Origin of the sequence: Bradyrhizobium sp. SPXBL-02, from assembly GCF_051853065.1 — a bacterium.
Lineage (GTDB): Bacteria > Pseudomonadota > Alphaproteobacteria > Rhizobiales > Xanthobacteraceae > Bradyrhizobium.
The window spans coordinates 5,617,283-5,640,948 of record NZ_CP182474.1 but is presented as its reverse complement, the minus strand read 5'-3'; the positions used below and the strand labels follow the sequence as shown (position 1 = coordinate 5,640,948).

Annotated in this window: 19 protein-coding genes; 10 read left to right on the top strand and 9 right to left on the bottom strand. The window is 65.7% G+C overall.

Features of this window, described 5'->3' with window-relative positions:
* Positions 1–59: 59 nt before the first annotated feature.
* The 3 genes from ACNJYD_RS26390 to ACNJYD_RS26380 are packed head-to-tail and all read left to right on the top strand — an operon-like array spanning position 60 to position 5,816.
* Positions 60–848 (top strand): ImuA family protein, encoded by a 789-nt coding sequence (locus ACNJYD_RS26390; RefSeq protein WP_439363758.1) that lies wholly within the window; start codon positions 60–62, stop codon positions 846–848.
* Entirely contained in the window at positions 745–2,340 is a 1,596-nt protein-coding gene (locus ACNJYD_RS26385; protein WP_439363757.1) for a Y-family DNA polymerase, read from the top strand. The genes ACNJYD_RS26390 and ACNJYD_RS26385 overlap by 104 nt, the downstream gene beginning before the upstream one ends.
* Positions 2,337–5,816: an error-prone DNA polymerase gene (locus ACNJYD_RS26380; protein ID WP_439363756.1), complete on the top strand. Its 3,480-nt coding sequence runs from the start codon at positions 2,337–2,339 to the stop codon at positions 5,814–5,816. Before ACNJYD_RS26385 ends, ACNJYD_RS26380 begins: the two co-directional genes overlap by 4 nt.
* A gap of 263 nt (positions 5,817–6,079) precedes the next feature.
* Here the strand turns inward: ACNJYD_RS26380 and ACNJYD_RS26375 are convergent, their stop codons facing one another.
* Positions 6,080–6,850 (bottom strand): SDR family NAD(P)-dependent oxidoreductase, encoded by a 771-nt coding sequence (locus ACNJYD_RS26375; protein ID WP_439363755.1) that lies wholly within the window; start codon positions 6,848–6,850, stop codon positions 6,080–6,082.
* A gap of 173 nt (positions 6,851–7,023) precedes the next feature.
* Entirely contained in the window at positions 7,024–7,311 is a 288-nt protein-coding gene (locus ACNJYD_RS26370) for a hypothetical protein (RefSeq protein ID WP_057027154.1), read from the bottom strand.
* A 137-nt stretch (positions 7,312–7,448) separates the two neighbouring features.
* Between ACNJYD_RS26370 and ACNJYD_RS26365 the strand changes: the two genes are divergently transcribed.
* From ACNJYD_RS26365 to ACNJYD_RS26355, 3 genes are all read left to right on the top strand, one after another.
* A complete protein-coding gene (locus ACNJYD_RS26365; RefSeq protein ID WP_439363754.1) occupies positions 7,449–8,849 on the top strand; it encodes a CoA transferase in 1,401 nt (466 codons plus the stop codon).
* Positions 8,850–8,994: 145 nt separating this feature from the next.
* A complete protein-coding gene (locus ACNJYD_RS26360) occupies positions 8,995–10,245 on the top strand; it encodes an efflux RND transporter periplasmic adaptor subunit (RefSeq protein WP_212259666.1) in 1,251 nt (416 codons plus the stop codon).
* Positions 10,246–10,274: 29 nt separating this feature from the next.
* Entirely contained in the window at positions 10,275–13,391 is a 3,117-nt protein-coding gene (locus tag ACNJYD_RS26355) for an efflux RND transporter permease subunit (RefSeq protein WP_212259664.1), read from the top strand.
* 3 nt (positions 13,392–13,394) lie between these two features.
* Here the strand turns inward: ACNJYD_RS26355 and ACNJYD_RS26350 are convergent, their stop codons facing one another.
* The 5 genes from ACNJYD_RS26350 to ACNJYD_RS26330 form a co-directional block, all read right to left on the bottom strand.
* A complete protein-coding gene (locus ACNJYD_RS26350; protein WP_172784151.1) occupies positions 13,395–14,357 on the bottom strand; it encodes an amidohydrolase family protein in 963 nt (320 codons plus the stop codon).
* Positions 14,358–14,408: 51 nt separating this feature from the next.
* Positions 14,409–14,966 (bottom strand): hypothetical protein, encoded by a 558-nt coding sequence (locus ACNJYD_RS26345; RefSeq protein ID WP_439363753.1) that lies wholly within the window; start codon positions 14,964–14,966, stop codon positions 14,409–14,411.
* A gap of 26 nt (positions 14,967–14,992) precedes the next feature.
* Positions 14,993–16,423 carry a TolC family outer membrane protein gene (locus ACNJYD_RS26340; RefSeq protein ID WP_439363752.1) on the bottom strand — a complete coding sequence of 477 codons (1,431 nt, stop codon included), beginning with the start codon at positions 16,421–16,423 and terminating at the stop codon, positions 14,993–14,995.
* Positions 16,424–16,610: 187 nt separating this feature from the next.
* Positions 16,611–17,390 carry an enoyl-CoA hydratase gene (locus ACNJYD_RS26335; RefSeq protein ID WP_439363751.1) on the bottom strand — a complete coding sequence of 260 codons (780 nt, stop codon included), beginning with the start codon at positions 17,388–17,390 and terminating at the stop codon, positions 16,611–16,613.
* Positions 17,391–17,497: 107 nt separating this feature from the next.
* Complete coding sequence (locus tag ACNJYD_RS26330) at positions 17,498–18,154, bottom strand: hypothetical protein (protein WP_439363750.1); 657 nt, start codon at positions 18,152–18,154, stop codon at positions 17,498–17,500.
* 291 nt (positions 18,155–18,445) lie between these two features.
* Here ACNJYD_RS26330 and ACNJYD_RS26325 point away from each other — a divergent pair, with 291 nt between their 5' ends.
* Both ACNJYD_RS26325 and ACNJYD_RS26320 read left to right on the top strand, forming a co-directional pair.
* A complete protein-coding gene (locus tag ACNJYD_RS26325; protein WP_172784156.1) occupies positions 18,446–18,991 on the top strand; it encodes a sigma-70 family RNA polymerase sigma factor in 546 nt (181 codons plus the stop codon).
* A 2-nt stretch (positions 18,992–18,993) separates the two neighbouring features.
* The gene (locus ACNJYD_RS26320) at positions 18,994–19,632 is read left to right on the top strand and encodes an NrsF family protein (protein WP_172784157.1); all 639 of its coding nucleotides are present in this window, start codon (positions 18,994–18,996) and stop codon (positions 19,630–19,632) included.
* An 11-nt stretch (positions 19,633–19,643) separates the two neighbouring features.
* On the opposite strand, the gene ACNJYD_RS26315 is transcribed toward ACNJYD_RS26320, so the two are convergent.
* Together ACNJYD_RS26315 and ACNJYD_RS26310 are read right to left on the bottom strand one after the other, a co-directional pair.
* Entirely contained in the window at positions 19,644–20,744 is a 1,101-nt protein-coding gene (locus ACNJYD_RS26315; RefSeq protein WP_172784158.1) for a DUF2336 domain-containing protein, read from the bottom strand.
* 63 nt (positions 20,745–20,807) lie between these two features.
* Positions 20,808–21,965: a GGDEF domain-containing protein gene (locus ACNJYD_RS26310; RefSeq protein ID WP_172784159.1), complete on the bottom strand. Its 1,158-nt coding sequence runs from the start codon at positions 21,963–21,965 to the stop codon at positions 20,808–20,810.
* Between the two features lie 437 nt (positions 21,966–22,402).
* On the opposite strand from ACNJYD_RS26310, the gene ACNJYD_RS26305 reads away from it, so the two are divergent.
* Together ACNJYD_RS26305 and ACNJYD_RS26300 are read left to right on the top strand one after the other, a co-directional pair.
* Positions 22,403–22,972 carry a sigma-70 family RNA polymerase sigma factor gene (locus ACNJYD_RS26305; RefSeq protein WP_036006024.1) on the top strand — a complete coding sequence of 190 codons (570 nt, stop codon included), beginning with the start codon at positions 22,403–22,405 and terminating at the stop codon, positions 22,970–22,972.
* Positions 22,969–23,664: a hypothetical protein gene (locus tag ACNJYD_RS26300; RefSeq protein WP_172784160.1), complete on the top strand. Its 696-nt coding sequence runs from the start codon at positions 22,969–22,971 to the stop codon at positions 23,662–23,664. The genes ACNJYD_RS26305 and ACNJYD_RS26300 overlap by 4 nt, the downstream gene beginning before the upstream one ends.
* The last annotated feature ends 2 nt before the right edge of the window (positions 23,665–23,666 follow it).

Below are 23,666 nucleotides of genomic sequence, written 5' to 3'. Positions count from 1 at the left end.
GCCAGCCGTTGGTTCTTCTTTTGAAGGCCACGGCATCAATCTCTGAAGGAGCGGCGAGCATGAGCGGCGCACGCATCAGCGCGCTTGCGATCCTGCGCGGCCAGATCGAGCGCATCGAGACGGCGGAGGTCCTGCATCAACACGATCGCGTCGGCCTCGGCCACAGCGAGGCCGACAGCGCGCTGAAGGGCGGGCTCGCGCGCGCGGCGATCCACGAGGTGTTTTGCGAGGGCCGCCAGGGCGCGGCCGCGACGGGCTTTGTCATGGGCCTTGCCGGGCGCGTGAGCGCGCGCCGGCCGCTGCTATGGGTGCGGCAGGATTTTTCGGAGCTCGAGGCCGGCGCGCTGTCGATGAGCGGGCTCGCCGAGCTCGGCCTCGATCCGCGCCGCCTGGTGATGGTGCGTGCCGCCGATGTCGAGAGCGCGCTACGCACCTCGGCCGATGCGCTTGCCTGCGATGCGCTCGGCGCCGTCGTGCTCGAGCTCTGGGGCGAGATCAGGCAGTTCGATCTCGTGGCGAGCCGCAAGTTGACGCTCGCCGCGCAAGGTTCGGGCGTTACCGGGCTCTTGCTGCGGATGGCCGCGCAGCCGCTGCCCTCGACCGCGGAGACGCGATGGATGCTGCGTGCGGCGCATTCGCCGCCGGGCTCGGTGTGGAGTGCCTGGGGCGCGCCGGTGTTCGATGCCGAGCTCTTGCGCAATCGTCATGGCCCGTGCGGCCGGTGGATCATGGAATGGAATTGTGATGAGTGCCAGTTCAGTGAACCGTCGACGTATCCTCAGCCTGTGGCTGCCGCGCCTGCCCATCGACAGGATCCAGCGCTTCTTCAACAGCGCCGGGCTGGGTAAGGCCAATCATGAGCCTGATATCGTCGTCATCAAGGATAACAATGCGCTGGTGATCCATGCGCTGGACGAGGCCGCCGAGCGCCTCGGCCTGTATATCGGCCAGCCGCTCGCCAATGCGCGGGCGATGTGTCCGGACTTGCGTGTGTTCGACGCCGACCCTGTCGCTGATTCCAAGACGCTCAACGATATCGCCGACTGGTGCGACCGTTTCACGCCGCTGGTGGCGCTCGATGTGCCGCACGGGCTGTTTCTTGACATCACCGGCTGCGCCCATCTGTTCGGCGGCGAGGCGGCGCTGTTGCGGACATTAGTCCGCGCGCTCTGCCGGCAAGGCTTTGCCGTCAGCGCGGCGATCGCCGGCACCTCGATCTGCGCCCGCACGCTGACGCGGCAGGCATCCGGCACCATCGTTGCCGATGGCGGCGAGGCGGAGGCGATCAGGTCGTTTCCAGTCTCCGCGCTCGGTGCAGGTGAAGCCATCACCACCGGCCTGCGCCGGGCCGGGCTGAAGACCATCGGCGATGTCGCATCGCGCAGCGCCTCCGAGATCACGGCGCGGTTCGGGGCGCGCTTCTCCACGCTGCTCGCCCATGCGCTGGGGCAAGGCGATGCGCCGATCAGCCCGCGAAAACCGCTGCCCGATTACATCGTGGAAAAACGCTTTGCCGAGCCGATCGCGACCGACACCATGATCGCGATGACGCTGTCGCGGCTCGCCGACACGTTGATCGCGTCCATGGAGAAGCAGGGCAAAGGCGCGCGGCGACTCGAGGCCACGTTCTTCCGCACCGACGGCGTGGTGCGCGCGATCACGGTCGAAACCGGACGCCCCGTAACGCGAAGCGCCGTGGTCGACCGCCTGTTCCGCGAGCGGCTCGATGCACTCGCCGATCCCCTCGATCCCGGCTTCGGCTTCGACATGGTGCGGTTGTCGGCGAGCCGCACCGAGATCGTGGTGCAGGAGCAGCGCGATCTCGATGCTCATGTCCACGACAATGACGAACTCGCCGCTTTGATCGACCGCATCGCCGCGCGCATCGGGGGAAAACGCGTCGTCGTGCACCTGCCGCAGGATACCCATATCCCCGAAAGCGCGGTGCTGGCCGCATCGGCGCAGCATCATCTCGCGGCTGCCATGCAGGCCGAATGGCCTGTTCGTACCGAGAGCGAGCCGCCGCTGCGTCCCTTGCGGCTGTTCGACAAGCCGGAGCCGATCAAGGTGCCGTTCGCGACCGTGCCCGATGGCCCGCCGCATCAATTCACCTGGCGCCGCGCGCTGCACGCGGTGGTGCGGGTGGAGGGGCCCGAGCGCATCGCCATGGAATGGTGGCGGCAGGACGGCAAGCAACTGACGCGGGACTATTTCCGCATCGAGGATGCCGAGGGCCTGCGCTTCTGGATCTTTCGCGACGGTCTCTATGAAGGCGAGGTGTTCGATGGTGACGGCAAGCCGGCGTCTCCCGGCTGGTATGTGCACGGTCTGTTCGCATGACTACGCTTAGCTATGCCGAGATCGGCATCACCACAAACTTCTCCTTCCTGCGCGGCGGCTCGGATCCGCGCGCCTATGTGCATCAGGCCAGCAAGCTCGGAATTCCCGCGATCGGCATTGCCGACCACAACACGCTCGCCGGCGTGGTGCGTGCCTGGAACGAGCTCGACAATGACGAGGTGCTGCACAAGCCGAAACTGTTGATCGGCGCCCGTATCGTCTTCATGGATGGCACGCCCGACATCCTGGTCTATCCACGCGATCGCGCCGCCTATGGCCGGCTGTGCCAGCTCCTCACGAGGGGCAAGCGCGGCGACGACATCACGCGGATCGAGAAAGGCGAGTGCCGTCTCACCTTCGCCGATCTCCTGGAATTCTCGCAAGGCCAGCTCCTGATCCTGACGCTGCCGCATCGTTTCGAGCCGGCGCAGGCGCTGGATGTTCTCGCAAAGCTTAGGGATAGCCGTGCCGAGGGCGTGTGGTTGGCGGCGAGCCTGCTCTATCGCGGCGACGACAGGCGGCGCCTCTCGCAGCTCGATGATCTCGCCGCAAAGGCCAAGGTGCCGTTGCTCGCGACCAACGAGGTGCTGTATCACGATCCTCGCCGCCGTCCGCTTCAGGACGTGCTGACCTGCATCCGGGAAAAGACCACGATCGAGGCGATTGGACGGAAGCTCGAAGCCAATGCCGAGCGCTTCCTGAAGACGCCGCGCGAAATGGCGCGGCTGTTCCGCGATTTTCCCGAGGCGATCGCAGAGACCATGCGCTTTGCGGACGCAATCGAGTTCTCGCTCGATCAGCTCAAGTACCAATATCCCGACGAGCCGGTACCGCCGGGCAAGACCGCGCAGGGGCATCTGGAGGACCTGACCTGGGCGGGCGTCGACAAATATTTCGGCGGCAAGATCGACGACAAGCTGCGCGCGACCTTGAACAAGGAGCTCGCGCTGATCGCCGAGCTGAAATACGCGCATTACTTCCTCACCGTGCACGACATCGTCCACTACGCGCGCAGCCAGAACATTTTGTGCCAGGGCCGCGGTTCGGCAGCGAACTCGGCCGTGTGTTACGTGCTCGGCGTCACCTCGGTCGACCCGACCAAGGTCGATCTGTTGTTCGAACGCTTCATCTCCAAGGAGCGGCTGGAGCCGCCCGACATCGACGTCGATTTCGAGCATTCGCGCCGCGAGGAGGTGATGCAATATGTCTATCGGCGCTACGGCCGCCACCGCGCCGCGATCATCGCCACCGTCATTCATTATCGCCCGCGCAGCGCCATCCGCGACGTCGGCAAGGCGCTGGGCCTGAGCGAGGACGTCACCGCCGCGCTCGCCGACACCGTCTGGGGCAGCTGGGGCAAGGGCCTCAACGACATGCAGGTCCGCCAGGCCGGGCTCGATCCGCAAAATCCCATGATCAACCTCGCGGTCGAGCTTGCGACCGAGCTGATCGAATTCCCGCGTCACCTGTCCCAGCATGTCGGCGGCTATGTACTGACCCAGGACCGGCTCGACACCTATGTGCCGATCGGCAACGCCGCGATGGACGACCGCACCTTCATCGAATGGGACAAGGACGACGTCGACGCGCTTCATATGATGAAGGTCGACGTGCTCGCTCTGGGCATGTTGACCTGCATCAGGAAATGTTTCGATCTCATCGACCAGCACAAGGGCGAGCGTTTTGTGCTTGCGAGCGTTCCCCAAGACGATCCCAACGTCTACGACATGCTGTGCCGCGGGGAATCGCTTGGCGTGTTCCAGGTCGAGAGCCGCGCGCAGATGAACATGCTGCCGCGGCTGAAGCCGCGCACCTTCTACGATCTCGTCATCGAGGTCGCGATCGTGCGCCCCGGGCCGATCCAGGGCGACATGGTGCATCCCTACTTAAGGCGGCGGAACGGGCTGGAAAAGGTGAGCTATCCGTCTCCGTCGCCGGACCATGGTGACAAGGACGAGCTTTACAAGGTGCTGCACAAAACGCTCGGTGTCCCGCTGTTCCAGGAGCAGGCGATGCGCATTGCGATCGAGGCCGCACATTTCACCTCCGAGGAAGCCAACGGCCTGCGCCGCTCGATGGCGACCTTCCGCAATGTCGGCACCATCGGCCAGTACGAGGAGAAGCTGATCGGCAACATGGTCGCCCGCGGCTACGATCCCAATTTCGCCAAAAGCTGTTTTGACCAGATCAAGGGATTTGGCTCCTACGGCTTTCCGGAGAGCCATGCCGCGAGCTTTGCACAGCTGGTCTACATTTCGTCGTGGCTGAAGCACTATCATCCCGACGCCTTCTGCTGCGGTCTGTTGAATTCGCAGCCGATGGGCTTTTATGCGCCGGCGCAGATCGTCGGCGATGCCCGCAAGAACGGCGTCGAGGTGCGCGACATCGACGTGTCCTACAGCTTTGCGCAGAACACGCTGGAGGACACTGACGGAAAATACTGCGCCGTGCGCCTGGGCTTCCGCCAGATTGATGGATTCCACTGGCTGGACGAGGACGAGGAGAGGCTGAAGCGCTCCCAGCGGTCATTCCGGGGCGACGCGTCAGCGTCGAGCCCGGAATCCATAACCACGATCGGGAGTATGGATTCTAAGGTGCGCAATTGCGCACCAGAGCTCGCGCCAAGAGGCGCGCCCCGGAATGACGACGTGGAGAGAGTGCCCGATTGGGCCGATCGCATCGTCGCCGCGCGCAACCGCCGTCCCTTCACCTCGCTGGAAGACTTTGCCCGCGACACCGGGCTGCCCAAGCGCGCGCTGATCCTCTTGGCGGATGCCGATGCGTTCCGCTCGCTCGGGCTCGATCGCCGCGAAGCGCTGTGGCAGGTGCGGCGGCTGCCCGACGACGTGCCGCTGCCGCTGTTCGAGGCGGCGACCGCGCGCGAGCAGCCGGACGAAGGCGCAAAACCGCTGCCGGTGATGCCGCGCGCCGAGCAGGTGGTCGCGGACTACCAGACCATCCGCCTGTCGCTGAAGGGCCATCCGATGGAATTCTTGCGCGAGATGTTGACGCGCGAGCGTATCGTCGCCTGCAAGGAGATCAGCCATGAGAACGAGCGGCGCCGCGTCCGCTGCGCCGGTGTGGTCCTGGTGCGCCAGCGGCCGGGCAGCGCCAGCGGCGTCGTGTTCATGACGCTGGAGGACGAAACCGGCATCGCCAATGTCGTGGTGTGGCCCAAGATCATGGAGCAGTACCGGAAAGAGGTGATGGGCGCGCGCCTCATCCTGGTCGAGGGCTACATCCAGAGCAGCCCGGAGAAGGTGACGCATCTCATCGCCCAGCGCATGGTCGACCGCTCGCAGGATCTGGTCGGATTGGCCAACGATGCGCTAAGCCGCAAACATCCGGTGCCCGCAGGCGCCACCGTCGTGGAGCCACTCAACGAAGACCCCCGCGCCCTCGCGGACATGCCCGCGCAAAAAGTCCGACACCCCCGCAACGTCCGCATCCTGCCGCCGTCGCGGGATTTTCATTGAGCGTCGTAAGGCGAGCTGCCCACCACGCCGTCATTGCGAGCGCAGCGAAGCAATCCAGACTGTCCCCGCGGAAAGATGCTGGAATGCTTCGCTACGCTCGCAATGACGAGTTTGCTGACGCGATCGCGCGCCACACTCTCAGCTGCCGTAGGGTGGGCAAAGGCGCGTAAGCGCCGTGCCCACCTTCTGGGATCTCGTCGCGAAAGCGGTGGGCACGCTTCGCTTTGCCCACCCTCCAAGTTCGTCGATGATGATGCCGCCCCTCAAAAATTCACCCGGTTCGAGATCGCGCCATCCACGACCAGATTCGACCCCGTGGTGAATCCCGACACCGGGCTTGCCAGAAACACCGCCGCGTTCGCGATCTCCTGCGGCGTCGCCATGCGGCCGGTCGGGTTGCGCTTCATCGCGTCCTGGTACCGCTCCGGCATGTTCTTCTCGATCATCTCCCAGACGCCGCCCTTGAAATAGACAGTGCCGGGCGACACGACATTCACGCGAATCTTCTTCTTCGCGTATTGCCGCGCCAGTCCCTTGGCCATGTGGATCAGCGCGGCCTTGATCGGGCCGTAGGAGCCGGCCGCGTCCGCCTGCGCTGCGGCGATCGACGAGACGATCACGAAGGCCGCATCGCCGCCGTCGGCGCCGCTTGCCTCGAGGAACGGCCGGGCGGCCTCGAAGGCGTGCACGGCGCCGAGCACGTCGAGCCGGAAATTCTGCTCCCAGGATGCGGGATCGTGCCCTTGCGCCATTGCGCCGGCATTGGAAAACAGCAAGTCGATGCCGCCGAGCGCTTTCCCAGCCGTCTCGATCCAGCTTTTCAGCGCCGCGCCGTCGGTGACGTCGACCGTGCCGCCGGTGGCGTTGATGCCGCTCGCCTTCAACTCCGCGACGGTTGCCGCAACCTGATCGGCGTTGCGCGCGCACACCGCGACATTGGCACCTTCACCGGCCAGCGTCGCCGCAATCGCCCGTCCGATGCCGCGCGTGCCGCCGAGCACGACGGCGTTCTTGCCCTTGAGACCGAGATCCATTGTTGGCTCCTTTTTGTTGGTCGCAGGGACTGTAGCTGTTTCGAGAGACGCCCAGAAGCCCCCACGTCGTCATTGCGAGCGCAGCGAAGCAATCCAGATTGCATCCGCAGAAACAGTCTGGATTGCTTCGTCGCAAGGGCTCCTCGCAATGACGCGGAGAGAGGCGGGCTCCCTCACTCCGGCGCAGCCCCCACCGGCGGGCCGCCGGGCGGGCGGTGCAGGAAGGTCAGCGAGGCATAGGCGCCGGCCCAGGAGCCGATCGCGGCGAAGGCGACATAGAAGGCGTTTTCGGTGTAGCTGATCACGGCGTAAGAGGAGAGCAGGTACCAGACCGCGCTCCAGTTCGCGGCGGGGATGCGCTTGCGCGCGATCACGGCCGAGGTGAACATGACATAGACGGCATCGGTGGCCGCTGTCGCGATGAACACGGCACCTGCGATGAGGGGATCGATGGCGGCCATTGCATTCCCTTATGTGCTGATGGATGGTCGCAAAACTACAGCATGATCCGGAAGAATGTGCAGTGGTTTTCCGACGCGACAAACGCGGAACGCGCTTGCGCAGAGATCATGCTCAACTGCAAGGGAGAGAAGTGGCCATGCAAAGCCCCGCCGATATTCTCAAGGATATCTGGACCTCCGCCGGTGGCGATCAGGCCGCGCTCGGCCGCGTGCGGCTGACCGGCGAGGAGCCGCAAATCCCGTCCTCGTTTCGCGTTGCCGTCGCCGGCCAGACCACGATCGCGGCGGCCGGCCTTGCCGCCGCCGAGATATGGAAGCTGCGCAGCGGCGAGGCGCAGGACGTCTCCGTCGACATGCGCCATGCCGTCGCCGAATGCCGTTCCGAGCGTTATCTGCGCCGCGACGACAAGCCACCGCCACCGGCCTGGGACGCCATCGCCGGCGTCTACAGAACCGGCGATGGCCGTTTCGTTCGCTGCCACACCAACTTTCCGCATCACCGCGACGCCGTCTGCAAGGTGCTCGACCGCGAGCCCGAGCGCGAGAAAGTACAGGCCGCATTGATGCAGTGGAAGGGCGAGGATTTCGAAAGCGCGGCCTATGCCGCGGGCGGCGTCGTCGCCTTGATGCGGTCCTACGACGAATGGTCCGCGCACCCGCAGGCGCGCGCGCTCGCCGAGTTGCCGCTGCTCTCGATCGAGAAGATCGGCGAGGCGCCGCCAAAGCCGTGGCCAAAAGGCGATCGTCCGCTCTCAGGTCTTCGCGTGCTCGATCTCTCCCGCGTCATCGCAGGTCCCGTCGCCGGCCGCACGCTCGCTGCGCACGGTGCGGACGTGCTGCTGGTATCAGGACCTGAGCTGCCCGCGATCGACTGGCTCACCATCGACACCGGCCGCGGCAAGCTCACCACCTTCATCGAACTGAAGAGCGAAGCCGGGCGGGTGCAGTTGCGCGAGCTGCTCAAGGACGCCGACATCTTCTCGCAAGGTTATCGTCCGCGCGCGCTCGCCGCGCTCGGCTTTGCGCCGGAGCACGCAGCGCAGATCAATCCCGGCATCGTCTATGTCACGCTGTCGGCCTATGGCCACGCCGGCCCCTGGGCCGAGCGGCGCGGCTTCGACTCCCTGGTGCAGACTACAACGGGCTTCAACCATGCCGAGGGCCAGGCCGCCGGCATCGATGGCCCCAAGGAATTGCCGGCACAGATGCTCGACCACGCCACCGGCTATCTGATGGCGTTCGGCGCGATGATGGCCAAGGCACGCCAGGTGCGCGAAGGCGGCAGCTGGCACGTGCGCGTATCGCTGGCGCAGACGGGGCGCTGGCTGTGGAATCTCGGCCGGCTCGAGGGCGGATTGAATACCCCGGATACTACGGGAGAAGCCGTACATGCTGCGTTCATAGAACGCATGCAATCTGGCTTCGGCACCTTGAAGGCGGTGCAGCATTCCGCACTGCTGTCGAAGACGCCGGCGCGATGGAGCCGTCCGGCGATGCCGCTCGGCAGTCATCCGGCGCACTGGCCGGCGCGAAGCTGACATGAAGCTGACGTGTCGCAAAATTTTAACGCAAACGGATAGGGGCGAGGCGTTTTTTAGGTTGTTTGAACTCCCAATTCGGCACTATTAGCGCGACCGATCAGGCCGTCATTTGCCGAGATCGTCGCAGACACGACCGGGCCCCATGGTAGTTGAGAATACCAAGCGATTGCAGGTGCTTACAAAACAACGGGTGATCGCATCCGTAGTTTTACTAGCTCTCGCCGGCGCCGGTGCCGGAGCGTACGGCTTCTTCTCTTCGGGGGCGAAGGAAAAGAAGCACTCCGAAATCTCCAGCCAGTCGCGCAGGAATGCGCAGACCTTCACGCCGACGCCGTCCGAATGGGCGACGCTGACGATCGAGCCGGTCGCCGCCAGGAGCTTCCGCGCCGAGTATGTCACCGAGGGCAAGGTCGCAGTCGACGAGGACCGCTCGACCCCGGTGTTCTCGCCCTATGCAGGCCGTGTCACCAAGCTGCTCGCAAAGCCGGGCGAGACGCTGAAGCAAGGTCAACCGCTGTTTACGATCGAGGCCGCCGACACCGTGCAGGCCCAGAACGATTTCATCGCGGCGATGACTTCGCAGAACAAGGCGAAGTCGGCGCTCGAGCTTTCCGACATCCAGTTCAAGCGCGCCAAGGACCTCTACGAGGGCCATGCCATTCCGCTGAAGGATTACCAGCAGGCGGAAGCGGCCCAGGTGCAGGCGCGCAACGACATGCGCTCCTCGGTGACGGCGCTGGAAGCCGCGCGCAACAAGCTGCGCATCCTCGGCTTCACCGACGAGGCGATCAGGACGTTCCAGGAAAAAGGCGTCATCGACCGGGAGATCACGATCTATTCGCCGATCTCCGGCACGGTCGTGCAGCGCAAGATCGGCCCGGGCCAATACGTCAATTCCGGCGCGAGCGATCCGGTCTTCGTGGTCGGCGACCTCTCCACGGTCTGGCTCACCGCCTTCGTGCGCGAGAGCGATGCAGCCGCGGTGTGCATCGGGCAGGACATCACCGTCAACGTGATGGCGCTGCCGGGCCGTCCGTTCAGCGCCAAGATCAATTACGTTGCCGCCGCGATCGACCCCGCCACCCGCCGCCTGTTGGTCCGCGCCACGATCGACAACAAGGACGGGCTGCTCAAGCCGGAAATGTTCGCGAACGTCACGATCTATTCGGCCGGCGACCGCGCCGCGCCGGCGGTGCCGAAGCAGGCGCTGATCTACGAGGCCGACAAGGTCCGCCTCTGGGTCGCGCGTGAGGACAAGTCGGTCGAGCTGCGCCAGATCAAGACCGGTCTCATCAACGGCAATCTCGTCGAGGTCACCAGTAATCTGAAGCCCGGCGAGCAGATCGTCACCAAAGGCAGTCTGTTCATCGACCGCGCGGCGTCCGGCAGCTGATCGACGACCCAAGAAAATTGAAGACCTGAATGGATCGTCTCGTTGCCCTTGCCGTCAACCGGCGTTTCCTGATGGTCGGCATGTTCGCCGCCGTGCTGATCGGCGGTCTGATCGCGTTCAACCGGCTCAACATCGAGGCCTATCCCGATCCGACCCCGCCGATGGTCGACATCGTGACGCAGAGCCCGGGGCTGTCGGCGGAGGAGATCGAGCGCTACATCACGATCCCGATCGAGACCCAGGTAGCGGGCCTGAAGAACATCACGACCATCCGCACCATCTCGCTCTACGGTCTGTCTGACGTCAAAATCCAGTTTTCCTTCGCCTATACCTATGACGAGGCGCTGCAGCAGGTGCTGAATCGCCTGGCGCAGCTCGCCCCGCTGCCCGGCAACGTCCAGCCGCAGATCTCGCCGCTCAGCCCGATCGGCGAGATCTTCCGCTATCGTCTCGTCGGCCCGCCGAACTACAGCGTGCTCGACCTCAAGACCATCCAGGACTGGATGCTGCAGCGCCGCTTCCGCGCGGTGCCCGGCGTGATCGACGTCACCGGCTGGGGCGGCAGGAGCAAGACCTACGAGATTCAGGTCGACTTCAACAAGCTGGTCGCCAACGGCCTGACGCTGCCGCAACTGCTCCAGGCGGTCGGCAATTCCAACGTCAATGTCGGCGGCAACACCGTCAATATCGGCCAGCAATCCGCCGTCGTGCGCGGCGTCGGCCTGATCCGCTCGATCGACGATCTCGCCAACACCATGGTGGCGCAGACAGGCGGCAATCCGGTGCTGGTCAAGGACGTCGCCACCGTCACGGTCGGCCAGAAGCCACGTCTCGGCATTGCCGGCCTCGACGATTCCGACGACATCGTGCAGGGCATCGTGCTGATGCGGCGCGGCGAGCAGAGCTCGCCGACCATCAAGCGCGTCCACGAACTCGTCCAGCAGATCAACAACTCCAGCATCCTGCCGCCCGGCGTGCGCATCGAGCGCATCTACGACCGCGGCGACCTGATCGAGCTCACCACCCACACCGTGCTGCACAACATGGTGATCGGCATCCTGCTGATCGTGCTGTTGCAGTGGATCTTCCTCGGCGATCTCCGCAGCGCGCTGATCGTCGGCGCCACCATCCCGTTCGCGCTGTTCTTCGCCGTCATCATCCTGGTGCTGCGCGGGGAATCGGCCAACCTCCTGTCGGTCGGCGCGATCGATTTCGGCCTCATCGTCGATGCCACCGTCATCATGGTTGAGGCGATCTTCCGCCGCCTGACGCAAACGACGCCGATGTCGGAATCCGAGCATATGTCGCCCGAGACGCTGTTCGGCATGAAGAGCCATGCCATCCTCAGCGCGGCCGCCGATGTCTCGCGATCGATCTTCTTCGCCGCCGCGATCATCATCGCGGCCTTCCTGCCGCTGTTCACGCTGTCAGGCGTCGAGGGCAATATCTTCGGGCCGATGGCGCGCACCTATGCCTATGCGCTGGCCGGCGGCCTCCTTGCCACCTTCACCGTCACGCCCGCGCTGTCCGCAATCATCCTGCCCGCGCATGTCGAGGAGACCGAGACGAAGGTGATGCTGATCCTGCACCGGCTGTACTCGCCGTTGCTGAATTGGGCGGTCGCCAATCGCAGCATCGTCCTCGGCGGTGCGGTCGGCCTCGTGCTGATGACGGTCGCACTCGCCCGGCTGCTCGGCCTCGAATTCCTGCCGAAGCTGGAGGAGGGCAATCTCTGGATCCGTGCCACGCTGCCGCCGACCATCTCGCTCCAGGAAGGCAACAGCTACGTCAACGAGATGCGCAAGGTGATCCGGGCCCGGCCCGAGGTCGAATCCGTCGTGTCGCAACACGGCCGTCCCGACGACGGCACCGACGCCGCCGGCTTCTTCAACGCCGAGTTCTTCGCGCCGCTCAAGCCCGTGAGCCAGTGGCCAGGTACCCGCGACAAGGAGGAGCTGACCGCGCAATTGCTCAAGCAGCTCGACGATCGCTTCCCCGGCGTCGAGTTCAATTTCTCGCAATATCTCCAGGACAACGTCTCCGAAGCCGTCTCCGGCGTGAAGGGCGAGAACTCGATCAAGCTCTTCGGCAGCGACCTCCAGGCGCTGACAGACACCGCCAACAAGATCAAGTCGGTGCTGGCCACCGTGCAGGGCGTCACCGACCTCGCGGTGTTCACCTCGCTCGGGCAGCCGACCGTTCAGATCGACATCGACCGCGCCAAGGCCGCGCGTTACGGCCTTGCGCCGGGCGACATCAACGCCACCATCAAGGTCGCGATCGGCGGCGACACCGCCGGCGACCTCTATGAGCCCGGAAGCGACCGCCACTTCCCGATCATCGTTCGCCTCGCGCCGGAATATCGCCGCAGCGCCGAGGCGATCCAGAACTTGCGGATCGGCGCGCCCGGGCCGAACGGCACCGTCACGCAGATCCCCTTGAGCGAGGTCGCGACCATCAGCCTCGTCTCCGGCGCTGCCTACATCTATCGCGAGCAGCAGGAGCGTTATCTGCCGATCAAGTTCTCGGTGCGCGAACGCGATCTCGGCAGCGCGATCCGCGAGGCGCAGGACAAGATCGCCGCGCAGGTGCAGCTGCCGCCGGGCTCGCACATGGAATGGGTCGGCGAGTTCGGCAATCTCCAGGACGCGATCCGGCGGCTCTCGATCGTGGTGCCGATCTCGCTGGCACTGATCGGCGTGCTGCTCTGGTTCAACTTCGGTTCGATGACGGACACGCTGCTCGCGATGAGCGTGATCCCGATGGCGATCTTCGGCGGCGTGCTGGGCCTTTTGATCTCGGGCACCGCATTCAGCGTCTCCGCGGCGATCGGCTTCATCGCGCTGTTCGGCATCGCCGTGATGGACGGCATCATCATCTTGTCGCAGTTCAACCAGCTGATCGAAGAGGGCATGGACCGCATGAGCGCGGTGGTGCGCACCGGCGAGCTGCAGCTCCGGCCCGTGCTGATGACCTGCGTCGTCGCAGGCGTCGGCCTTCTTCCGGCGGCGCTGTCGGAAGGCATCGGCTCGCAGGTGCAGAAGCCGCTCGCGGTCGTCGTCGTCACCGGCATGATGCTGGCGCCCGTCGTGATCCTGGTGACCTTGCCGGTCCTGATCTCCTTCTTCTCCCGCCGCGCGCGCTGATCGTCAGAACCCGTAGAGCCGCGCCGGATTGTCGACCAGGATCTTCTTGCGCACCTCGGCATCCGGCGCCCACACCGGAAGCTGGTTGAGCAGGCGGCCGTCGTCGATCTGATAGAGCGGCGCGATGTCGGTGGGCTTGCGTCCCTCGACCCGGCTCGAATCCGGATGCGGCCAGTCGGTGCCCCAGACGATGCGGTCGGCATTGGCTGCGATCAGCGCGCGGGCATAGGGCACCATGTCCTGATAGTCGGGCGCGAGCTTCGACGAGCGATAGGCACCGGAGATCTTCACATGGGCCTTGCCGGACTTCACCAGCGCGACGAGATCGGAGAAGCCCGGCTGCTCCAGCCCGAGCGAAGCCTCGAGGCCGCCGAAATGGTCGAATACGACCGGCACCGGCGCCGTCTCGACGAGGTCCTTGATCGCCGAGATCATGGCCAGCGTGGTGTAGAGCTGCACGTGCCAGCCGCGCGCCTTCATGCGCTCGACGGCGGCGGTGAAGCGCGGCCGGCCGACATTGGGATCGTTGACGCCGCCGGTCGCCAGATTGAGGCGGATGCCGCGGAAGCCGTCCTGGTGCATCGTATCGAGCGCGCTCTCCGGCGTCTTGTCGTCGATCACGGCGACGCCGCGCGCGGTCGCGCCGCGCGCCTTCATGCCGAACAGCGTGGAGGAATTGTCGGTGCCGTAGACGCTCGGCGTCACGATCACCACGCGCTCGATATGCAGCGCCTTGTGCAGTGCGGCCATTTCTTCCGGCGAAGCCGGCTCCGGCGTATAGACGCGTCCGGCGAAGAACGGAAACTTTTCGACATCGCCATGAATGTGGGTATGGCAGTCGCAGGCATGCGCCGGGACGTCGAAATTGATCGGCGTCGCGGGCTGCGCCGCGCGGGCATGGGCTTTGCTGGTCATGGCTACTCCGGCCGCAAGGGAGGCAAGCAGGACGCTGCGTCGGCTGAGCATGGTTTCTCTCCCGGTTATTTTTTTGTAGGCGGGTGGAAGAAGAATATCACATCAGCCGGGCAACCGCTCCGCTTCGCTGCATAGCTGCTCGACGAGACCAGCAAGCGGACGTGAGCCGTTCACGCGCACGACCGGGCAGGGCAGGCCCGAGAGCCACGCTTCATGCTTGGCGAGACTGCGGCCTTCGCGATCGCCGGCTTCGTAGTGGGAGGCCCATTCGACGAAGTCTTCGGTTTCGCCATGGCGCCAGCCGCCTGGCGCGACGGCATCAGCGCCGAAATGGGCGGCCTCGCGGGCGCGCAACCGCTTCATCCGGATCTCGCGCGGCGCGGTCACGAAGACGACCAGGTCGAAGTACGAAACGAGCTCCTCACCCCAGCCGGTGACGGATCCGCTCAGCACCCAGTCGAGGCGCGGCAAGAACATCTCGCGCATCAGGCGCAGGCGGTCGGCGGCGGGGCGGGTCGTCTGATAGGGCGGCACGGTCGGCAGCCAGAAATAATCGTCGCTGTCGTGATGTGGCAGCGCCAGCTGGTCCGCGAGCGCGCGACCGATCGTGGTCACGCCGGAGCCCGAGGCTCCCATCAGATGGATGCGGCGGCTTTTCATCGGCATCCACCGGAGAGATTTGAAGGCTACTGCCCCGACGGCGTGCGCAGGCCGTGCCAGGCGTCGCGGACCTGGTGGTAGTGTACCTCGGGCAGGTAATCCGGCGTGTTCAGGTTCAGCGTCTTGACGTCGAGATGGCCGATGGCGCTGAGCAGCGTGTAGGAGGCGATCACGCGGTCGCGTTGCGCGCCGATCAGGCGGGCCTTGGCCTGGATCAGATCGGCCTGCGAGTTCAGAACGTCCACCGTCGTGCGCTGGCCGCCCGCAGCCTCGCGCTGTACGCCCTGCAGCGCGACGGTGGCCGCCTTCACCTCGGATTCGGAGGCCGAGACCGTGATCTTGGCGCCTTCATTGGCGACCCAGGCGCTGACCGCCGCCGTGCGCGCCTGGTTGCGCACCTGGTCGAGCACGAGGCGGCTCTGCGCCGTGATCTCCTTGGCCTGCCGGGTCTGCGCCGCGGCCTGGCCGCCGTCGTAGATCGGCGCGGTGACGTTGGCGACGATCGAGGCCTGGTCCTCGGCGAAGGTGCCGAGCGTCGGGTCGTTGTTGCGGCTCTTGCTGGCGCTGCCCTGGATGGTCGCGCTCGGCAGCAGCGTGCCTTCGGCGATGCGGATGTTGGTGGAGGCGACATCGACGTCGAAACTGGCGGCCATCACCGCCGGATGCTGGCGGATCGCCATCGTCATGGCGTCCTCGCGCCTCTTCGGCAGATAACGGTCGACGGCCTCGGCAGGCCTGAGCTGCGAGGGCGCATTGCCGATCACTTGCGCATAGGTGGCCTGACTGACCGCAAGCGCGACCTCGGCCGCGTTGAGATCGGCAAGGCCACGATTGAGGCGGGCTTCGGCCTGCGCGGTGTCGGTCGGAGTGACGTCGCCGGCATTGAGGCGGCGCTGGGTGACGGCGAGCGTCTCGCGCAGGAAGGCGACGTTGGAGCGCTGCGCCTCGACCAGCGACTGGTTGGCGAGAACGTTGGTGTAGGCCGTGACCGCATCGAGTAGCACGCCCTGGCCGACATTGCGCAGCGCTTCGCGGCCCGACTGCACCTGGAGCTCGGCGGCCCGCACGCCGTTGGCGGTGCGGAAGCCGTTGAACAGGCTCTGCGTCACGGTGACGCCGATGATCCAGGGCTTCAGATTGCCGGTCTGGATGGTGTTGTCGGGCAACAGATTGCGGACCGATTGCAGCCCGGCGCTGAGGCTCGCCACGATCTGCGGCCGGTAGCCGGCGAGCGCCTGCGGCACGTTCTCGTCGGTGGCGCGCTGGCGCGCGCGCTCGGCATTGAGCTGCGGATTGGTCTGGTAGGCTTTTGCCAATGCTTCCGGGAGGGCTTCGGCCGATGCCGTCGCGGGCAGGGCGCAAGAGAGCGCCAGCGTGGTCCATGTCGCAAGCACAGGACCCGCGCCCGATCGACGTCGCGTCCCTCCGCGACCAGCTCTGGCGGTACGCCCAATCATGTATTCCCGCTTAACCCCGGCTGTCCGCCCCCGCCGACGATGGCCTCTTAACTGTTTAGCCAGCCGAGGTCCCGCAGGCAAACTGCCGCGGGGGAAACCCCCATGTATTCCGTGCTTGTTGCAGGCGCGTCACAGGATGCATGCGGCAAAGCGCCAGTGCCTTACACCAGCCTGACCGGTTTGTGCGCTACCGGTTCTTGTTCATCGGCTTGCGCTTCTCGATGAATGCCGCCATGCCCTCCGAGCGGTCCTCGAGCGCGAAGGTCGAATGGAACAGGTTGCGCTCGACGCTCATGCCTTCGGCAAGCGTGGTCTCGAAGGCGCGGTTCACCGCTTCCTTGGCCATCGCGGCCGCGGGGCGCGACATCGCGGCGATCTTCTCGGCGGCCGCCATGACCTCGTCCATCAGCTTGTCGGCGGGTACGATGCGGCTGACGAGGCCGGAGCGCTCGGCTTCTGCCGCGTCCATCATCCGGCCGGTGAGGCAGAGGTCCATGGCCTTGGACTTGCCGATCGCGCGTGTCAACCGCTGGGTACCGCCGATACCTGGAATGGTGCCGAGCGTGATCTCGGGCTGGCCGAACTTCGCGGTGTCGGCGGCGATGATGAAATCGCACATCATGGCGAGCTCGCAGCCGCCGCCGAGCGCGTAGCCCGCGACCGCGGCGATGGTCGGCTTGCGGCAGCGCGCGATGCGGTCGCCGCCGATCGCGGCGAAATCCTCTGAGAACATGTCGATGAAGCCCTTGGGCTGCATCTCCTTGATGTCGGCGCCGGCGGCAAAGGCCTTCTCGTTGCCGGTCACGACGATGCAGCCGATGGCGTCATCGGCCTCGAGATCGTCGACCGCCGCGGCGATCTCGCGGAAGACGCCGAACGAGAGCGCGTTGAGCATCTTTGGCCGGTTCAGCTTGACGATGCCGACCGCACCGATGCTCTCGACGATGATGTGTTCGAACGTGCTCATGCTCCACCCACGCTTTTGATTGAGTGGGCAATGTGCCCGCTGGCGCGGATGCCTTCAAGGGGGCCGGACGCGGGACGCGCGCGGCGTGCGTCCCGCGGAACAGCCAATCAGGCCATGAACATGCGCGCGGCGGAGGCCAGGGTCAGCAATGTGCCGACGCCGATGAAGATCTTGCCGATCAGGGAGCTCTGGTCCCAGGCCGAGCTCTGCTGGGCGCTGGCCATCACCGGCGCCGGCCGTGGCTGCGCCTCGGTCGCCGCGATCACCGTCTTCTGCGGCGGCGGGTTCTCCTGCAGGGCGCGATCGATGTCGTTGAGCTGATCGGGCGCGACGACCTGGTTTTCCGGGTTCTCAGCGTTGGTATTATCGGCGGCTGCCTGGACGTTGTCGTTGGCGCGGTTCGTCATCGCGGAAACGGCTGCGGCAGCCGGCGTCTCAGCGGCGAGCTGCGCATTGGCGTTGGCGACCCCCGGGGGCATCTGGCTCGCGGCCGGCACCTGACTGTCGGTCTTGTCGTTCCTGGCCTCGTCGGCCTTGGCCGCCGCGTCCTTCTTGTCGGCCTTGTCCTCGGATTTCTGCACCGTCTTCTTGCTGTCGGTGCGGCGCGAGTCATGGCGCCGGGGCTTGGGCGTATCGGCCCCTTTGTCCACGCTCTCCGATTTGTTGACGGCGGCCGAGTTCGGCGCCGCCTGTGCGACGCCTCCGGACAGCAAGACAAGCCCGGCCAAACCGATCAGGGCCGCGCGCGCGCTGGTTTTCATCATGTCGACGATCTCCCCAATTCCGCCCGTCCCGGCAGCGAACAGAGACCCCGGGGCGTGACGACAGCGCGGCAAAAAATGGGAATCTTCGGGCTACACCCGCCAAAAACGCGGCAAACCCCCTCCCGCAGCCATCCGCCCGATGCGGGACGCAGCGATCGGTGTTATGAGCCGTCGCAGATGTTTGCGGCCGCATCGGTCGCGCGGCCCGGATCTCGATCACGAATTCGTGATATGTTCGGTGCCCGCGTAACAAATTGAAAGAGCGGCCGAATTGCATGGTGAGGGGCGCGGGTGCGCGGACGTGAGGACGAATGGACCGGCCTGATGCGGTCGGCCATGGCCGGCGATGATGCCGCGTATCATCGCCTGTTGAAGGCAGTCACGCCGGTGCTGCGGGCCGCCGCGAGGCGTGGCCTGGCGCGGGCAGGTCAGCCCCCCGACCAGGCCGAGGATATCGTGCAGGAGATTCTGTTGGCGGTGCATCTGAAGCGGCATACCTGGGACAGCGAAGCGCCTTTCGCGCCCTGGCTGTTTGCGATCGGCCGCAACAAGCTGATCGATGCGCTCCGCCGGCGCGGCAGGCGCGTGTTCGTCAACATCGACGATTTCGCCGAGACGCTGCCGGGCGAAGCCCCGCAGGAGACCGCTTCGGCCGGCGAGGTCGCCGCCCAGCTCGGAACCCTGCCGCAGCGTCAGCGCGACGTGCTGCAGTCGATCGCGGTCGAGGCCGCCTCGATCAAGGATACGGCGACAAAGTTGTCGATGAGCGAGGGCGCCGTCCGGGTCGCGCTGCATCGCGGACTTGCGGCGCTGACGGCCAAACTGCGGGACCATTGATCATGGACACCGATCAACTCATTCGCTCGCTTGCGGTCGACAACGCGCACCGCGCCCCACGGGTCGGCGCCGTGCTGACCATGGCGCTGCTGGTGGCCGCGCCCTTGTCGATCCTGATCTTCGCGACGTTCCTCGGTATGCGCGCCGACGTGATGAGCGCCATGCGCAATCCGTTCTTCGACATGAAGTTCGCGGTGACCCTGTCGCTCGCAATCCCCGCCATCATCGTCAGCCTGCATTTGTCGCGTCCCGAAGCCCTGCTGCGCGGCTGGGGCTGGCTGCTGCTGCTTCCCGTCGGGCTGCTTGCGGTGGCGATCGGCAGTGAGGCGATGATGGCGCCAGCCATGCCGATGACGATGCGCCTGATGGGCAAGAACTCCAGGGTGTGCCTGGTCGCGATCCCCGCGATGTCGCTGCCGCTGCTTGCGGGAGCGCTGTTCGGCCTGCGCCACGGCGCGCCGTCCCGCCCCGCGCTCGCCGGAGCGCTCGCCGGGCTGGTGTCGGCCGGACTTGCGGCGACCCTCTATGCCTCGCACTGCACCGACGATTCCCCGCTGTTCGTCGCGACCTGGTACACGCTCGCGACCGCGCTGGTGACGGCGATCGGCGCGGCGGTGGGATCGAGGGTGTTGCGGTACTAGCCGCGCCTGCTTCAGGCCACCGTCGTCGCATTCTGCATGCGGTGGAAGCGCAGGACCTGTTGTGCGGTCGATGCGCGCAGGCTCTCGTAGGTGTCGCGCAGCTTCAGCATGTCGGTCTGCGACCCGCCGGAGAGCTTCTCGCGCATGGCGATGATCGCGCGCACGCTCGGCCATTGCATGCCCGCGACCTTGGCGAGGATCATCACGCCCTCGGTACGGCTTTCGATCATCATGGTCTCGGCGGTCTCGACCGCAACGCCCGCGAGCGCCGCGAGCCCGGCATTGGTCTCGTCGAACTTGCCTTGTTCGGCGAAAGTCGTGATCTGGAGCTCGGTGAGACGGCCGTCCTCGTGCAGCGACTTCACCAGCGCGCGAGCCATGTCTGTCTGCTTCGTCCTGGCAACGGCGCGAACCCGTTGGGCCGCTTCCTCGACGGCTCTCGACACCTCGTCCGCGAGCTCAGGATGTGCGGCCGCGAGCTTCCTGTGCACACTCGAGGATGCCTTGGCGACCAGCCTCAGATAGTGATGGCGCGGCAGGTCAGGCCGCAGGCCGATGCAGCCGGCGAGGTCGTCGTCGCGCTCGGCGCGGACGACGAGGTCGGCGAGACTCTCCTCGGATAATTGCGCGCCCGGATTGCCGACGGTCGACTGCACCACGTCCTCGTCGCCCCGCGCCACCAGCACGTCGGTCAGGGCCTCCGACAGCGTCCGCCGCAGCGAGATCGCCTTGAGATGCGCCTGGCCCCTGGTGCGCGCGATCTCGATCAGTGTCGCCTCGTCCAGTCGTTCCGACTTCGACAGCACGGGGCCGGAGACCTCGATGATCTCGTCGAGCGCGAGCGTGCGGATGATCTGCGGGGGCGCAGCCGCGATCGGTGCGAGCCGTTCGGCGAGCAGAGCCCTGGCCGATGTCTCGATCTGCTCGACCAGGCACTGGAACACGTCGTCGAACACGCGGATGTGGTCGTCGGAATAGTCGACCGCGTTGCCCACGAAGAGGTCGGTGACGCGGCGCAGCGTCTCCACCCGGCGCGCGACGGTGCCGTGCGAGAGGGCAGCCTGCAATTCCTCGATCAGGTTTTCGGATGGTCTTGCGGAATTGGATCTCATTGCCCTGTCCTGGAGCGTTCGGGCCGGCGGCGGCTTCTGTCGCACCGGAGGAAAATGGGTCGGTCAGCTCGTTGCAATGCAGTTGCGCCCTTGCGCCTTGGCGGAATAGAGCGCGCTGTCGGCGCGCGCGAGAAACGTGTCGGCAGTATCGGCGTCGCGCAGCGTCACGACGCCCGCGGAAATGGTCACCCGCATGCCCGGAGAGAATGCGCTCCAGTCCAGATCGGCGACGATGCCGCGCAGGCGCTCGAGCACGCGGCGCGCGACGTCGCCCGACGTGTCCGGCAGCAGCAGCAGAAATTCCTCGCCGCCGTAGCGGCCGAAACTGTCGGTCGGCCGGGTGTTGGCGAAAATGGTGATCGCGAAGGTGCGCAGCACCTCGTCGCCAATGGGGTGGCCGTAAGCGTCGTTGATGCGCTTGAACCAGTCGAGATCGATCAGGGCGATCGCGCAAGGCGTGGATGCCTGCCGCGAGTTTTCGATCTCGGCGTCGAGCAGCCGCATGATGCAGCGGCGGTTGTACGAGCCGGTGAGCTCGTCGAGCTCGGCCAGTTCCTCGATGCGGCGATAGGCGGCCTTCAATTCGATGCTGCGCCGGTACAGGATCTTGCGCAGCGTGGCGCCGAACAGGCCGAGGAAGGCGCACTGGCCGATCACCAGCACGAAGCAGAGCATCGAGGCGGTTCGCTGCAGCCGGGTCGCGACCGGCAGTCCGATCGGCAGATCCGATCCGAGGAAAACCAAGGTGAGCCCGCAGGTGGCAAGGCCCCAGGTGACCATTGCCTGGCTCGACGTCATGCGCAGCGTGCCGAACGCGAAGATCAGAAACAACACGGCGAGGAACGCGACCCCGACCGTCGGCACCGCGAGCAGGAACACCAGTTGCAGCGCCATATGCGCCGAGATCTGATAGACGGTGAGGTAATGATCCTCGAAGCGGTTGCCGAAACCGGCTTCCGACAGCACCGTGAACGTCCCGATGATCAGGAGGCCGCCGAGCCAGAACAGCGACGGAACGCCGATGGAGATCGTCCCGTCATAGGCGTAGAGCAGCAGGACCGAGGCGCCCAGCGAGTAGCTTGCGACCTGGCCGATATACATCTGGCGGCGCTGCCGGGCCCGGCGTGCCCTGACCTCGGGAGCTGTCGTCTCGGACGCGAGGACGAGATCCGCGACCTCTGCGGCATTCCTCTCCGGAAAGGACGTCGCGGCCGTGCTCATGGTCCCGCCAATGGTGGATGTCAGCGTAAAAACCTACGTGGCAAGCCTTTAGGTTTGGTATCCTTTGAAATCGAATCCGACCGTGCAGCGCGGAACAAGGCGATAAGCCAGTGTGAGATTTTTACCGGCGATCAGGTATCGTGTGCGCTGCGGTCGAGCCGAAGCAGGGCTTGGCGCGACAAAGGTGGTGCAGGGCTGCTATGGAACCGGTGAGGCCGGGCCGCCTGTACCCCGGACAGGGCATTCCGCAGGGAAATTCGCAGTATTATGGTACCGATTCGGACTTGCGACGCTGACCACCGCGGGTGGGACGAGAAAAAAGCCTGTATGTGGGGTAGCTCACACAGGCCCCCGTATGAGTGCGGTAGGTTGAACAATTTTGCCCCCCACGTCGAACCGTCCGCCGCATCGACTCGACCAACTTTGCGAGACGGCCATTGAGCGCGACACAGGCGGCTTCGGACGAGATCCTGATCGCCAGGATCGCTCAAGGTGACCGGCTTGCCATGCAGGTGCTGTACGGGCGGCACCATGTCAGGGTTTACAGGTTCGGACTGAGGCTCGTGCGGGACGAGCAGGCGGCGGAAGACCTCATCAGCGAGGTGTTTCTCGACGTCTGGCGTCAAGCCGGCAAGTTCGAGGGCCGATCCGCCGTTTCCACCTGGCTGCTGGCAATCACCCGATTCAAGGCCCTGTCTGCGCTCCGGCGCAGGAAGGATTTCGAGCTGGACGAAGACGCCGCCAACGCGATCGAGGATACGTCCGACGATCCGGAAACGGTGGTGCAGAAGAAGGATACCAGTGAGGCGTTGCGGGAGTGTCTGACGGGCCTTTCGCCGGATCACCGGGAAATCGTCGATCTCGTCTACTACCACGAGAAGTCCGTGGAAGAGGTGGCCGAAATCGTCGGGATACCGGAGAACACTGTGAAGACGCGCTTGTTCTATGCGCGCAAGAAACTGGCCGAACTGCTGAAGGCAGCCGGCGTTGAGCGAGGCTGGCCATGATGGCTTTGAGCAAGAAGATGCTGGAGCAAGAGCCCAGTGAAATTGAACTGCTGCTGCCCTGGCACGCTGCCGGCACGCTGAACGCGCGCGATGCGCGCCGTGTCGAGGAAGCGCTGGGGCGCGATCCCGAGCTTGCCAGGCAATATGCCGCGATCCGCGCCGAGTACGAAGAGACCATCCACCTGAACGAGAGCTTGGGGGCGCCGTCGGCGCGCGCGATGCAGAAGCTGTTCGCTGCGATCGACGCCGAGCCGGCCCGGGCGAGCGGCTCGCTGCCGCTTTCGGCGCGCATCTCGACCTTCTTCGCGAGCCTGTCGCCGCGCACGCTGGCCTGGTCGGCGAGCCTCGGCGCCGTCGCGCTCGTGCTGCAGGCCGGCATCATCGGCGCCGTGCTGATGAAGAAGCAGCCGGCGACCTTCCAGACCGCCTCGCTCTCGACCAGTGCGCCGATCACACGCGAGCTTGGCAGCGCAGCCGCACCGGCGCGTGCGCTGGTGCGCTTCACGCCCGAGGCGCGCGTCGCCGACATCACCGCGCTGCTCGACAGCTACCAGGCTTCGATCATCGGCGATGCCAAGGGCGGCATGTTCCGCCTCCAGTTCGACAAGGCGATGAGCCAGGACGAGCTCGCTTCGCTGCTCGGCAGGATGCAGCGCGAGAAGTTCGTCAACCTCGCCGTCGCGGCGCCGTAGGC

Coding starts and splice junctions, on each gene's coding strand:
- ACNJYD_RS26350 (WP_172784151.1), bottom strand. CDS start 14,357: ATGCTCAGCCGACGCAGCGTCCTGCTTGCCTCCCTTGCGGCCGGAGTA.
- ACNJYD_RS26360 (WP_212259666.1), top strand. CDS start 8,995: ATGGTAGTTGAGAATACCAAGCGATTGCAGGTGCTTACAAAACAACGG.
- ACNJYD_RS26380 (WP_439363756.1), top strand. CDS start 2,337: ATGACTACGCTTAGCTATGCCGAGATCGGCATCACCACAAACTTCTCC.
- ACNJYD_RS26390 (WP_439363758.1), top strand. CDS start 60: ATGAGCGGCGCACGCATCAGCGCGCTTGCGATCCTGCGCGGCCAGATC.
- ACNJYD_RS26320 (WP_172784157.1), top strand. CDS start 18,994: ATGGACACCGATCAACTCATTCGCTCGCTTGCGGTCGACAACGCGCAC.
- ACNJYD_RS26345 (WP_439363753.1), bottom strand. CDS start 14,966: ATGAAAAGCCGCCGCATCCATCTGATGGGAGCCTCGGGCTCCGGCGTG.
- ACNJYD_RS26310 (WP_172784159.1), bottom strand. CDS start 21,965: ATGAGCACGGCCGCGACGTCCTTTCCGGAGAGGAATGCCGCAGAGGTC.
- ACNJYD_RS26330 (WP_439363750.1), bottom strand. CDS start 18,154: ATGATGAAAACCAGCGCGCGCGCGGCCCTGATCGGTTTGGCCGGGCTT.
- ACNJYD_RS26355 (WP_212259664.1), top strand. CDS start 10,275: ATGGATCGTCTCGTTGCCCTTGCCGTCAACCGGCGTTTCCTGATGGTC.
- ACNJYD_RS26340 (WP_439363752.1), bottom strand. CDS start 16,423: ATGATTGGGCGTACCGCCAGAGCTGGTCGCGGAGGGACGCGACGTCGA.
- ACNJYD_RS26365 (WP_439363754.1), top strand. CDS start 7,449: ATGCAAAGCCCCGCCGATATTCTCAAGGATATCTGGACCTCCGCCGGT.
- ACNJYD_RS26300 (WP_172784160.1), top strand. CDS start 22,969: ATGATGGCTTTGAGCAAGAAGATGCTGGAGCAAGAGCCCAGTGAAATT.
- ACNJYD_RS26335 (WP_439363751.1), bottom strand. CDS start 17,390: ATGAGCACGTTCGAACACATCATCGTCGAGAGCATCGGTGCGGTCGGC.
- ACNJYD_RS26315 (WP_172784158.1), bottom strand. CDS start 20,744: ATGAGATCCAATTCCGCAAGACCATCCGAAAACCTGATCGAGGAATTG.
- ACNJYD_RS26375 (WP_439363755.1), bottom strand. CDS start 6,850: ATGGATCTCGGTCTCAAGGGCAAGAACGCCGTCGTGCTCGGCGGCACG.
- ACNJYD_RS26385 (WP_439363757.1), top strand. CDS start 745: ATGAGTGCCAGTTCAGTGAACCGTCGACGTATCCTCAGCCTGTGGCTG.
- ACNJYD_RS26370 (WP_057027154.1), bottom strand. CDS start 7,311: ATGGCCGCCATCGATCCCCTCATCGCAGGTGCCGTGTTCATCGCGACA.